The 11,869-nt window shown below is 69.5% G+C and carries 12 protein-coding genes; 4 read left to right on the plus strand and 8 right to left on the minus strand.

Translation table 11 applies throughout. The annotated features are described in order from the left end of the window. A partial coding sequence (locus ON39_RS36350; RefSeq protein WP_040740930.1) for an aminotransferase class V-fold PLP-dependent enzyme occupies positions 1 to 564 on the plus strand: 564 nt, incomplete at its 5' end. Positions 565 to 567: 3 nt separating this feature from the next. On the opposite strand, the gene ON39_RS36355 is transcribed toward ON39_RS36350, so the two are convergent. Further along, positions 568 to 1,440, minus strand: coding sequence for a fumarylacetoacetate hydrolase family protein (locus ON39_RS36355; RefSeq protein ID WP_040740931.1), 873 nt, complete (start codon positions 1,438 to 1,440; stop codon positions 568 to 570). Continuing rightward, positions 1,437 to 2,318 (minus strand): amidohydrolase family protein, encoded by an 882-nt coding sequence (locus tag ON39_RS36360; protein WP_040740932.1) that lies wholly within the window; start codon positions 2,316 to 2,318, stop codon positions 1,437 to 1,439. Before ON39_RS36360 ends, ON39_RS36355 begins: the two co-directional genes overlap by 4 nt. Before the next feature lie 40 nt (positions 2,319 to 2,358). On the opposite strand from ON39_RS36360, the gene ON39_RS36365 reads away from it, so the two are divergent. Then, entirely contained in the window at positions 2,359 to 3,027 is a 669-nt protein-coding gene (locus tag ON39_RS36365) for a FadR/GntR family transcriptional regulator (protein WP_040740933.1), read from the plus strand. Between the two features lie 83 nt (positions 3,028 to 3,110). Here ON39_RS36365 and ON39_RS36370 read toward each other — a convergent pair whose 3' ends face one another. From ON39_RS36370 to ON39_RS36395, 6 genes are read right to left on the minus strand one after another with little or no spacing between them, the layout of a single operon-like run. Then, positions 3,111 to 4,028, minus strand: a complete 918-nt coding sequence (locus tag ON39_RS36370) for an aldo/keto reductase (protein WP_040740934.1) — start codon at positions 4,026 to 4,028, stop codon at positions 3,111 to 3,113. Next, a complete protein-coding gene (locus ON39_RS36375; protein WP_040740941.1) occupies positions 4,021 to 4,356 on the minus strand; it encodes an L-rhamnose mutarotase in 336 nt (111 codons plus the stop codon). Before ON39_RS36375 ends, ON39_RS36370 begins: the two co-directional genes overlap by 8 nt. A 2-nt stretch (positions 4,357 to 4,358) precedes the next feature. Beyond that, positions 4,359 to 5,384: an ABC transporter permease gene (locus ON39_RS36380; protein ID WP_040740935.1), complete on the minus strand. Its 1,026-nt coding sequence runs from the start codon at positions 5,382 to 5,384 to the stop codon at positions 4,359 to 4,361. Then, positions 5,381 to 6,877 carry a sugar ABC transporter ATP-binding protein gene (locus ON39_RS36385; protein ID WP_040740936.1) on the minus strand — a complete coding sequence of 499 codons (1,497 nt, stop codon included), beginning with the start codon at positions 6,875 to 6,877 and terminating at the stop codon, positions 5,381 to 5,383. The genes ON39_RS36380 and ON39_RS36385 overlap by 4 nt, the downstream gene beginning before the upstream one ends. Further along, entirely contained in the window at positions 6,874 to 7,971 is a 1,098-nt protein-coding gene (locus tag ON39_RS36390) for a sugar ABC transporter substrate-binding protein (protein ID WP_040740937.1), read from the minus strand. Before ON39_RS36390 ends, ON39_RS36385 begins: the two co-directional genes overlap by 4 nt. Beyond that, complete coding sequence (locus ON39_RS36395) at positions 7,968 to 9,305, minus strand: enolase C-terminal domain-like protein (RefSeq protein ID WP_040740942.1); 1,338 nt, start codon at positions 9,303 to 9,305, stop codon at positions 7,968 to 7,970. Before ON39_RS36395 ends, ON39_RS36390 begins: the two co-directional genes overlap by 4 nt. Before the next feature lie 213 nt (positions 9,306 to 9,518). Here ON39_RS36395 and ON39_RS36400 point away from each other — a divergent pair, with 213 nt between their 5' ends. Together ON39_RS36400 and ON39_RS36405 are read left to right on the plus strand one after the other, a co-directional pair. Next, complete coding sequence (locus tag ON39_RS36400; RefSeq protein WP_040740940.1) at positions 9,519 to 10,280, plus strand: SDR family NAD(P)-dependent oxidoreductase; 762 nt, start codon at positions 9,519 to 9,521, stop codon at positions 10,278 to 10,280. Continuing rightward, on the plus strand, positions 10,277 to 11,515 hold the full coding sequence (locus ON39_RS36405) for an alpha-hydroxy acid oxidase (protein ID WP_146251306.1): 1,239 nt from the start codon (positions 10,277 to 10,279) through the stop codon (positions 11,513 to 11,515). The genes ON39_RS36400 and ON39_RS36405 overlap by 4 nt, the downstream gene beginning before the upstream one ends. The last annotated feature ends 354 nt before the right edge of the window (positions 11,516 to 11,869 follow it).

Below are 11,869 nucleotides of genomic sequence, written 5' to 3' on the forward strand. Positions count from 1 at the left end.
GCCCGGCTGCTGGTGGACGCCACGCAGGCGGCGAGCTGGCTGCCGCTGAGCTTCGCCGACGCCGACTACTGGGTGTGCGCGACGTTCAAATGGCTGATCGGCGCGCGCAGCGTCTCCTTCTTCGCCGCAGGACCGGAGGCCACCGAGAACATACGGCCGGTCGGGCCCGGCTGGTACGCGGCCGCCGACCCGTGGGCCGAGCTCTACAACCCGCTCAAGCTGCCGAGCACCGCCCGCCGATTCGACTCCACCCCCGACTGGCTCGGCGTGATCGCCGCGAGCGCGGGCATCTCGCTGATCGAGGAGCTGACCGTCGAGCGGATCAACGCGCACGATCTCGCGCTCGCCGACCGTTTCCGCGCCGGCCTGGCCGAACTCGGCCTCGACGCCGTGCCCAACCGCGCGCCCATCGTCACCGTCCCGGGCGCGGGCGACGCGGCACCGCGCCTCGAGCAGGCCGACATCATCACCTCCGCGCGAAACGGCGGGCTGCGCTTCGCGTTCCATCTCTACAACACCGCCGACGACGTGGATCGGGCACTGGCGGTACTCGGCGCGAAGTAGGAATCACGCTCGCAGCGGCGATGTTTCGCGGGCGGCGGCGAGGCATCGCTGCCTGGCCCGGCCGATCCCCTCGACCTCGACCTCGACCACGTCACCGTCGCGCAGGTACGGGAACCGGCCCGAAAGTGCCACGCCCGCAGGCGTTCCGGTGTTGACGATGTCGCCGGGTTCGAGCACCGCGTACTGGGACAGGTGCCAGACGAGGTAGCCGACGTCGAAGATGAGGTCGGCGGTGCTGGAGTCCTGTCGGGGCTCGCCGTTCACGAACGAACGCAGCCGCAGGTTGCCCGCGTCGAGCCGGTCGCGGGGCACCAGCGCGGGACCGAGCGGGTTGAAGGTCTCGCAGCACTTGCCCTTCGACCACTGTCCGCCCGATTGTTCGAGCTGGAACGCGCGTTCGGAGACGTCGTTCGAGATGGTGTATCCGGCAATGTGTTCCATCGCCGACTCGACCGAGTCGAGGTAGCGGGCGCGCCTGCCGATGACGACCGCGAGCTCCACCTCCCAGTCGGTCTTCGTCGAGCCGGGCGGGATCAGCACGTCGTCGTACGGGCCGATCACGGTGTTGGGGGTCTTGAAGAACACCACCGGCGTCGAGGGCGGCGCCGAACCCGACTCCGCCGCGTGCGCCGCGTAGTTCATCCCGACGCACCAGACCGCGTGCGGCCGCGCGATCGGCGCGCCGACGCGCTCGCCGCTTACTTCGATGCGCGAAAGCCGGCCTGCCCCAAGGGCGGTCGCGACCGCCGCGATGCCGTCCGCGGCGAGGAAGTCGCCGTCGATATCGGCGGTCAGCGAGCGCAGATCGTAGGCGTGCCCGCCGTCTACGACGATCGGCCGCTCGGCGCCCGCCGCGCCGATGCGCTGCAACTTCATTCGGTGTCTCCTTCGGTCATCCAGGTCGGTGCGAGGGGTAGTCGGTATGTGCGCCAGGCGACTTCGGTCAGCACCTGGACGCGCTCGACGGGGCTCAGGTGCGCCAGCGTCGCCAGGGTGGTCCGCCACACCGTTCGGTACGACGCGGCGGTGAGCGTGAAAGGCCAGTCGCCGCCGGCCATCAGCCGCCCCGGCCCGAAGCACGCCAGTGCGTGGTCGACGTAGGGCTGCCAGCGCCGAGCGGTGATCTCCGCGCCGGAGACCGTGGCCAAGCCGGAGATCTTCGCGACCACGTTCGGCTCGGCGGCCGCCTCGGCGAGCAGATCGGCCCAGGGCTGCCACTCGCCCGTCGCGATGGGCGGCTTGCCGAGGTGGTCCAGGACAACCGTCAGATCGGGGTGCGCGCGGGCGATCAGCGGAACCTGCGCGAGCAGATCGGGCCGCTCGGCCACCGCGTCGAAGACGAGGCCCGCCTCGGCGAGCAGTCCGAGGCTGTCCGAAACCTCGGGGCGCAGCAACCATCTCGGGTCGGGGTCGCGGTGGATCATGTGCCGCACGCCGACGAACTCCGGATGCGCGCGCAGGGCAGGCAACTCGGCGGCGACGAGCTCGGGGCGGTGCAGCGGCAGCCAGCCGACCACGGCGGCCGGGTGCGGCGAGGCGGCCGCAGCGGCGAGCAGCACGCGGTTCTCGGCCGGCGAATCGGCGGCCTGCACGAGCACGAGCGCGCCGACGCCGTGCTCGGCCAGCTCCGGTTCGATATCTGTCAAGGTGTAATTTCGGTATAAAACATCGGATGTTTTGGTGAGCCAGTCGTACTTCACGTTGAATTTTCCGCCGTCTACGCGCCAGACATGAACATGGGCGTCTACAGTCATCGGAGGCATGGCTTCACATTCTCCAGGACGAAGGAAACAGGTGTCGGTCACCGACGACGCGATAGCGAAGATCAAGGCGATGATCATCTCGGGTGACCTCGAGCCGGGCGCGCGACTGCCCCGCGAGGCGGATCTCGCCGCGGAGCTCGGCGTCTCGCGCAACTCGCTGCGCGAGGCGGTCCGCGCGCTGTCGCTGGTCCGGATCCTGGACGTGCGGCAGGGCGACGGCACCTACGTGGCGAGCCTCGAGCCGAAGTCGCTGCTCGACGCGATGAGCTTTCTGCTCGAATTCCACCAGGACGACTCGGTATTGGACATCCTCGGCGTCCGGCGCATCCTCGAGCCCGCCGCCACCGCGCTGGCCGCGCGCTCCATGTCCGAGGACGGGATCGCCCATCTGCGCACCCTCGTCGAGCCCGAGACCGAGTCGGTGACCGAGCTGGTGTCGCTCGATCTCGAGTTCCACGCCGCCATCGCCGCCGCCTCCGGCAACAAAGTGCTTGCCTCGCTGCTGGATTCGCTGTCGCTGCCGACGATGCGGGCCCGCGTCTGGCGCGGCGTCACCGAGGAGCGGGCGTTCGAGCGCACCGTCGCCGAGCATCGCGGCATCTGCGACGCCATCGCCGCCCGCGACCCCGATCTCGCCGAGGCGCGCGCCCTCGCCCATGTGGCGGGCGTCATGGAGTGGCTGCGCCGCGCCGCGGGGTAACCGTCTCGTCGCCGCACATACACTGATTCGCCGCACACCAATGCAATTCGGTGTGCGTGAGATCTCTGTGAGGCCGGGGCTGGTCATAGGCGAACCACCTCATGCCACAGGTCTTCGGGGACCGGGGTGTTCAGCATGGCGATGGTGTCCTCGACCTCGGCCTTGGTCCCCGCGCCGATGACGGTCGCCGCGACCGCGGGATTGCGGCGCGGGAATTGCAGGGCGGCGGCGCGCAGGGGGACATCGTATTTCGCGCAGACACGCGCCATTGCCTGTGCGCGGTCGACGATCTCGCGCTGAGCGGGCCGGTAATCGAAGGTCGTCCTGTGCCAAGGGTCCGCGAGGATCCCGCTGTTCAGCACGCCGGCAACCAGCACTCGAACGCCGCGCTGCGCACACTCGGGAAGCAGTTCGGTCTCCGCGCGCCGGTCGAGCAAGGTGTATCTGCCCGCGATCATTACGTGATCGATGGCCGTCTCGCGGACGAAACGCAACGCCACGTCCACGTCATTGACACCGACCCCGATGCTGGAAACTGTGCCCTCCGCACGCATTCGGGCAAGCTCGGGCACCGCACCCGCCATCGTCTCGTCCTGATACTCGTCCGGGTCGTGGATCAGGAGCCGATCGACCCGGTCCACGCCGAGTCGCGTCAGCGAGTCCGCCAGCGACCGCCGCACCCCCGTCGCCGAATAGTCCCGTCGCCGTGAGCGTTTCGGCGCGCCGTAGAAATCGTCCACGCCGTCCGGCGCGAGCGGGTCGTCGTAGAGCAGCCGGCCGACCTTCGTCGTCACCGTGTACTCCGATCTCGGCCGCGTCCGCAGGAACCCGCCGAGCCGCTCCTCGCTGCTGCCCGCGCCGTAGTGCGGCGCGGTGTCGAACGCGCGAATCCCCGCGTCCCAGGCCGCCGCGATCCCCGCTCGCGCCTCCCGCTCGTCCACGGCGCGATACAGCCCCGCGTAGCCCGCGCCGCCGAGGACGATGTCGGCTACGTCATTCACCGGCGCCGCCCGAGGGATTCAGCTCCCACACCACCGGCAGCGCCGCGTCGACCCCCGCCGTCGAATAGTCGTGCGCCGCTTCGAGATACCCGTCCATCCGCGCCTGCCACGCGATGTTGACGGGCAGCTCGGTCAGGCTGCTCAGCAGCAGATCGTAAGCGACGCAGTCGATCACGTGGAACAGGTCGGTGCCGCTGCGCCAGATCGTCCAGGAGGTGGCCCCGGCCGCCCGGATGGCGGCGACGAGTTCGGCGGGCACCGCACGGTGGGCCGCCTCATATTCGGCCTCGGCGCCGGGTTTCAGCCTGGTGTGCAAGGCGATTCGCACGCTCACTCCTGCCGTCGTCCGCTGGCGACGCGCGTGATCACCAGGGCGACCAGGATCAACGCGCCGTTGATGAACTTCAGCGAGTCGGCGCTGACCCCGCCATAGGACAGCAGCTTCTGGATCAGCGTCAGGATGAGCACGCCGAAGAACGCGCCGAGCACCGAGCCGCGCCCGCCGTTGAGCGCGACGCCGCCGATCACGCAGGCGGCGAACACCTGGAAGATCATGCCGTCGCCCTGGCTCACCTGCACGCTGGCAAACTGCCCCGAGTAGATGAGTCCGCCGATCGCGGCGAGCCCGCCCGCGACGATCAGCACGGCGATGACGACGCGGTCGGTGCGGATTCCCGCCGCCCGCGCGGCGGCCTCGTTGCCGCCGACGGCGTAGAGCGCGCGTCCGGCCGTCGTATAGGTGAGCACGAGGTAGCCGAGGAGGAACAAGGCCAGGCACAGCGCCACGTCGACCGGAACGCCCAAAACCCTTGTGTTGCCGAGCCACTCGACCGATGGCGGGATCTTGGTGAGCGTGAAGCCCTCGGTGAGGAAGGTCAGCAGGCCGCGCAGGGCGATGAGCATGGCCAGCGTGACGATGAAGCCGTTCAGCCCGAACCGCACGATCAGCACCCCGTTGAGCGCGCCGACCGCGAGGCCGACGAGCAGCGCGATGGGGATGGCCATCCACGGCGAGGTCCAGGTGTAGGCGCCCACCTTCGCGGTGCCCATGGTCGCCCAGATGGCGACGCCGGGGGCGAGGCCGAAGGTCGACTCCAGCGACAGGTCCATCCGGCCGACCACCAGCACGAGCACCTCGGCCAGCACGATCAGCGCGATGCCGCTCATGGAGGTCAGCACGTTGGTGAGGTTCGTGCCGGAGACGAAGTTGGTGTTGATGAAGTAGCCGACCACCAGCACCAGCAGGATCGGCGGCACCAGCAGGAAGTCGCGCAGCGCACCCCAGCGCACCGCCGACGGCCGCCTTGCCGCGGACCCGCGGGCCGCTGGTTCACGCCCGGTAGCGATCGGGGTCATGACAGTCCTTCCATTGCGGCGACGAGTTCCTTGTCGCCCCAGCCCTTCTCGAATTCGCCGGCGATCCGGCCCTGCACCATCACCAGGACCCGATCGCAGTCGCGCAGATCGTCGAGCTCGTCCGACACGACGAGTACGGCGGTGCCTCGGTCCGCGGCGTCGCGCACCACGGCGCGCAGGGTCTCCTTCGACCGCACGTCGACCCCTGCCGTCGGGGTGATCAACACCAGCACCGACGGATCGGTGGCCAGCGCGCGGGCGAAGACCACCTTTTGCTGATTACCGCCGGACAGCTCGGCGACGCTCTGATCCGGCCCCTCCGTCTTGATGCCGAGGTCGTCGATCGCCCTGCCCGCCACCGTATTCCGGGTTCGCCGGGACAGCAGGCCGAGCCGGCCCAGTCGGCGCGGCACGGTCAGCGTGGCGTTGTCGGCGACGCTCATCTCCGGAATCAGGCCCTCCTCGTGCCGGTCGCGCGGCACGAAGCCGATCCCGGAGTCGAGAGCCGCCCGGACTCCGCCGCGCCCCAGCCGACGGCCGGCCACCGCGACCGAACCCGTTGCCGCCTTGCGCAATCCGACGATGGTCTCGGCGACCTCGATCCGGCCGCTGCTGCCGCCGCCCGCGAGCCCGGCGATCTCCCCCGCCTTCACCTCGAACGCCACCTCAGTGAATTCGCCGGGCCGCGAGAGTTCTTCGACTCTCAGCGTCGCCGCCGCCGCGGCGTCGGGCTCGCGGCGCGCGACCGGGGTTTCCAGCTCGATCGAGTCACCGGTCATCGCCGCGATGAGTTCTCGCTTGCCGAGCTCCTCGACCGAAGCGGTCACCACATGCCTGGCATCCCGGAAAACCGTGACGTCCTGGCAGATTTCGTAGGTCTCGTCGAGGTGGTGGGAGATGAACAGAAACGTGACGCCCTGCGCCTGAAGGTCGCGCACCCGGTTGAACAGCCGCTTGATCGCGGGCCCGTCCAGCTGGGCGGTCGGCTCGTCCAGGATGATGAAACGCGCTCCGTGCGAGAGCGAACGCGCGATCTCGACCAGCTGACGATGCTCGACCGACAGATCGCGGGCGACGGTGTCCACGTCCACCGGCACCGACCAGGTGTCGAGCAACTCCCGCGCCCGCCCGCGCAGCCTGCGCCAGTTGATGATTCGGCTGCCGAAACCCTGACTGTTGACGAATAGGTTCTCCGCCACCGACAGATCGGGGATGATGGTCGACTTCTGGTACACGCACGCCACTTTGGACCGCCACGCGTCCCGGTCGGCGGGCGAGGGCGCGGGCAGTCCGTTGAATCGCACCTCCCCCGCGTCGGGCGGCACGAGCCCGGTCAGGATCGACACCAGCGTCGACTTGCCCGCGCCGTTGCGCCCGACCAGCGCGTGCGTCCGGCCCGCCACGACCCGCAGGCCGACCCGGTCGAGCGCGATCACGTTGCGGCCGAACCGTTTCGACACGTCGACGGCCTCAGCGATGGGTTCGCCCGTCATCCGCCGTGACCCCACAGTCCGGGCGCGGTCGGGTTCAGCGTGTCGAGTTCGCCCACCTTGCCGCCGTCGCGGGTGACGACCGGGGCGGGCAGTTGGTCCTCCAGCGTGCCGCCGACGCCGGTGTCGATGATGATGGAGCCGTGGTCGGTCGGGCCCGGCGCGAACTTTCGGCCGTCGACGGCCGCCTTGGCGTAGAACGCCGCGTACTGCGCGTACAGGTCGGCCGGCTGGGAGATGGTCGCGTCGATCTCGCCCGCCGCGATCGCGTCCAGCTCGGCCTTGATGCCGTCGTTGGACACGATCGTGATGTGGCCCGGCGCACCGGCTTTCACCAGTTTGCCGCTGCGCCGCAGCAGGGCCAGCGTCGATTGCAGGAACACCCCGCCCGCCTGCATGTAGATGCCGTTGATGTCCGGGTCGGTGAGCAGCTTGTCCTGGAGACCGGAGACGGCGCGATCGCCCTTCCAGTCGGTGGGGATCTCGATCACCTTGATGCCGGGGTACCGCGTTTTCATACAGTCCGCGAACGCCTCTGAGCGATCGCGACCGTTGATGGAGCTGAGGTCGCCTTGGAACTCCACGACTTTGCCTGTGCCCTTGAGTGTTTCACCGAGGTAGATACACGATTTGGTTCCGTAGGCCCGGTTGTCGGCGCGCACCACCATGTACACGCCGCCGCTGTCCGGGCGGGTGTCGACACTGATTACCGGCACGTTCTTCGCGGAGGCGGCGGCGAGCGCGGGCTTCACCGCGGCGGTGTCCTGCGGGGCCATGATGATGGCCTTGACGTTCTTCGACAACAGCGTGTCGACATTGGATTTGAGCCGGTTGGCGTCGTTGTCGGACGAGGTGTTCTCCAGCTTCACCCCCGCGGCGGCCGCCTTCGGGCCGAGATAACCCGCGTAGGCGCTCCAGAAGTCGGAGTCCGAGCGGGGTTGATCGGCGCCGACGAGGACGCCGTTGTCCGCGCCGGCGCCGACCGTGACCGCCGGCGCGCCACCGCCGGTGGTCACGGGCTCTCTGGAACAGGCCGCGCCCGAGGCGATGACCAGTGTGGCGCCGAGGGTTACGCCGAGGAGGCTGGCGGTTCTCATGAGTTCTCCTGCTGTGGGATCGAAGCGGCGCGCGGATCCGCGCGCCACGCGGACCCGTCGGGAAAGGCATAGTCGCGCAAGGAGTCCGGCAACATCTCGGCGCTGAAACCGGGCTCGCGCGGGGCCAGATAGTGGCCGCCGGCCACGCGCACCGGATGCCGGAAGTGCTCGTGCAGATGGTCGACGAACTCGATCGCGCGGTCCCGCGTGGTTCCGGTGATGGCGACATAGTCGATCATCGCCAGATGCTGGACCAGCTCACACAGGCCCACGCCGCCCGCGTGCGGCACCACCGGAACGCCGAACTTGGCCGCCAGCAACAGGATCGCCAGGTTTTCGTTCACCCCGGCGACCCTGGCCGCGTCGATCTGCAAGATGTCGACCGAACCAGCCTGCAGTAGTTGCTTGAACAGGATCCGGTTCTGGCCGTGCTCGCCGGTCGAGATCCGCACCGGCGCGACGCGGCGGCGGATCTCGGCGTGCCCGAGGATGTCGTCCGGGCTCGTCGGCTCCTCGACCCAGGCCGGATTCGCCTGCGCCAGACGGGAAATCCAGTCGACGGCAGCGTCGACGTCCCACCGCTGGTTCGCGTCGACGGCGAGCCCGATATCGGGTCCGATGGCCTCCCTGGCGATTTTGACGCGGCGCACGTCCTCGTCGACGTCGCGCCCGACCTTGATCTTGATGGTGCCGAACCCGTCGGCCACCGCCTGCCGCGCCAGCCCGGCCAGCTTGTCGTCGGAGTAGCCGAGCCATCCCGGCGAGGTCGTGTAGGCCGGGTAGCCGGTCTCGAGTAATCGGGCGATGCGTTCCGCCCGACCCGGTTCGGCGCGGCGCAGCATCGCCAGGGCCTCGTCGGGCGTGAGCGCGTCGGTGAGGTAGCGGAAGTCGATCAGGTCGACGATCTGCTCGGGCGACATCTCAGCGACGAACCGCCACAACGGTTTTCCGGCGAGCTTGGCGGCCAGGTCCCAGGCGGCGTTGAGCACCGCGCCCACCGCCATGTGCATGACGCCCTTCTCCGGTCCGAGCCAGCGCAATTGGGAATCGGCGGCGAGATCGCGGGCGAATCCTCCGAGGTTCCCGGCGATCTCGGCCACCGACCGCCCGACGACGAGATGCTCGAGCGACTGGATGGCGACGCGTTGCACGTCGTTCCCGCGGCCGATGGTGAAGGCGAATCCGTGCCCCTGCAGCCCTGCGGGGTCGTCGGTCCGCAGGATCACGTAGGCCGCCGAATAGTCGGGGTCGGGGTTCATCGCGTCGGAGCCGTCCAGCTCGCGCGAGGTCGGAAACCGGACATCGAGCGTGTCCAGCGCCGTGAGGTGCGCCATGGGGTGATCCTCGTTCCAGATAGTGATCTGGATCACGACTATACATCGGATGTCTTGTCGTGCAATGGGAGTTGGGAAATTCGTCAATCCTGGTTGCACGGTGGCAATCTCACGCGAGCAGGCCCGATCGGTGTTATGTTCGCCGGAGTTAAACATCGGATCTGTCCGGCGGCGGTCCGTCTGCACCGGAATCGAGGGGAGAAGGTGGTCGGTATGTCGTCGCGCGGCACGTTCGACGGACTGGTGGCGGTGGTCACCGGCGGGGCCTCCGGCATCGGGAAAGCGGTCACCGAGACATTGGGGTCGGGCGGTGCTCGCGTCGCGGTGCTCGATCTCGAGCCCGCCGACGCGTCGGACCTGGCCGTGCGCTGCGATGTCGCCGACGACGAGTCGGTTCGGCGGGCCGTCGCCCGCGTCGCCGAAAGTCTCGGCGGGATAGACATTCTCGTCAACAACGCGGGCATCGGCGCGCAGGGCACCGTCGCAGACAACACCGACGACGAGTGGCGACGAGTGTTCGAGATCAATGTCCTCGGCACGGTGCGCGTGTCCCGCGCCGCCCTCCCCCATCTGCGGAAATCGCCCGCCGCCGCGATCGTGAACATCTGCTCGATCGCGGCCACCACCGGGCTGCCCAACCGCGCCGCCTACAGTGCGAGCAAAGGCGCGATACTCTCCCTCACCCGCGCCATGGCCGCCGATCACCTCGGGGAAGGAATTCGAGTGAACTGCGTCAATCCCGGCACCGTCGACACACCGTGGGTACAGCGCCTGCTGGCGTCGAGCGGGGATCCCGCCGCCGAGCTGGCCGCGCTGCGGGCCCGCCAGCCGCACGGACGGCTCGTCACGGCCGAGGAGGTCGCCGGGGCCGTCGCGTATCTGGCCGGCCCGGCGTCGGCCTCCATCACCGCGACGATGCTGCAGGTCGACGGCGGCATGCACTCGCTGCGCCTGCGGACCGGAGCGGCCAGGTGACCGCGCGCAGGCTGCCCCGGCCGCGCGAGCTGGCGCCGCTGGTCAAGTTCGAGCGTCCGTTCGGCGGCCGGGAGCGCAGACTCGCACGGGCCCAGACGATTTGGGACTTGCGGGAACTGGCCCGTAAGCGCACGCCCAAAGTCGCCTTCGACTACACCGACGGCGCGGCCGATGCCGAGATCAGTCTGCGCCGGGCCCGGGAAGCGTTCGCCGACATCGAGTTCCGGCCCGCGATCCTGCGCGACGTGGCCTTGACCGACACCGAGGTACGGGTCCTCGGCAAGACGGCGGCCCTTCCGTTCGGCATCGCGCCCACCGGCTTCACCCGGATGATGCACACGGCGGGCGAGCTGGCGGGGGCACGCGCCGCCGAACGCGCCGGCATCCCGTTCACGTTGTCCACCATGGGAACAACGGCCATCGAGGACGTCGCGGCAGGCACCGGACCCGACGCGCGCAACTGGTTCCAGCTCTACATGTGGACCGACCGCGAGCGCTCCCTCGGGCTGGTCGAACGAGCGGCGCGAGCGGGATTCGACACCCTCGTCGTCACCGTCGACGTGCCGGTGGCGGGCGCGAGGCTGCGCGACGTCCGCAACGGTATGACGGTGCCGCCCTCGATCACCCTCACCGGCGCGCTCGACGCCCTGCGCAGGCCATGGTGGTGGTGGGACTTCCTCACCACCGAGCCACTGGCGTTCGCCTCGCTCGACCGATGGTCGGGCACGGTGGCCGAACTGCTCGACGCCATGTTCGACCCGACCGTCGGCTTCGACGATCTGGCGTGGATCCGGGCGAACTGGCCGGGCCGCATCCTGGTGAAGGGCGTGCAGACCGTCGAGGACGCCAAGCGCCTGGCCGGGCACGGCGTCGACGGCATCGTGCTGTCCAACCACGGTGGGCGGCAACTGGATCGCGCGCCCGTACCACTGCACCTGCTGCCCTCCGTCGTGCGCGAGGTGGGCGGCGACATGGAGATCCACCTCGACACCGGCATCATGCACGGCGCCGACATCGTCGCCGCCCTCGCACTCGGCGCGCGGTTCACCCTCATCGGCCGGGCCTACCTGTACGGCCTCATGGCCGGCGGCGAGGCCGGCGTCGACCGCACTATCGATATCCTCCGCACACAGATCATTCGGACCATGCGCCTGCTCGGCGCCGGCTCGATCGAGGAGCTCGAGCCGGCGCACGTACGGTTGCTCGAGCGGTATCGAGCACGCGAACAGGGATAGGGCTGTGCCGCTTCGGCTGGCACCTAGCGAGCGTGGCTGGCGCCCTGCGGGGTCTCGCTAGCGCCTCACGAGCTCGCTGACCCCTGCGGTCTCGCCGGCATCCTGCGAGCCTGGCTGGCGCTGAGCGGTCACACTGGCGCTATGCGGGTTTGGCCAGCGCCCTACAGGTCTCGATAGCGCCCTGCGCGCCTGCCTGGCACCCTGCCGCTAGCGCCCTCCGGGTCTCGCTAGCGCCCTGCGAGTTTGGCTAGCGCCCTACGGGTCCCGCTGGCGCCCTGCGAGCCTGGCTGGCACCCTTCGGGCCTCGCTCGCGCCCTGCGAGCCTGGCTGGCACCCTTCGGGCCTCGCTGGAGC

It is taken from the genome of Nocardia tenerifensis NBRC 101015 (genome assembly GCF_000308715.1).
GTDB classification, from domain to species: Bacteria; Actinomycetota; Actinomycetes; order Mycobacteriales; family Mycobacteriaceae; genus Nocardia; species Nocardia tenerifensis.

Excerpts from the sequence above, each read along its gene's own strand:
- ON39_RS36355 (WP_040740931.1), bottom strand. The coding sequence starts at position 1,440 with ATGAAGTTGCAGCGCATCGGCGCGGCGGGCGCCGAGCGGCCGATCGTC.
- ON39_RS36360 (WP_040740932.1), bottom strand. The coding sequence starts at position 2,318 with ATGACTGTAGACGCCCATGTTCATGTCTGGCGCGTAGACGGCGGAAAA.
- ON39_RS36380 (WP_040740935.1), bottom strand. The coding sequence starts at position 5,384 with ATGACCCCGATCGCTACCGGGCGTGAACCAGCGGCCCGCGGGTCCGCG.
- ON39_RS36385 (WP_040740936.1), bottom strand. The coding sequence starts at position 6,877 with ATGACGGGCGAACCCATCGCTGAGGCCGTCGACGTGTCGAAACGGTTC.
- ON39_RS36390 (WP_040740937.1), bottom strand. The coding sequence starts at position 7,971 with ATGAGAACCGCCAGCCTCCTCGGCGTAACCCTCGGCGCCACACTGGTC.
- ON39_RS36395 (WP_040740942.1), bottom strand. The coding sequence starts at position 9,305 with ATGGCGCACCTCACGGCGCTGGACACGCTCGATGTCCGGTTTCCGACC.
- ON39_RS36400 (WP_040740940.1), top strand. The coding sequence starts at position 9,519 with ATGTCGTCGCGCGGCACGTTCGACGGACTGGTGGCGGTGGTCACCGGC.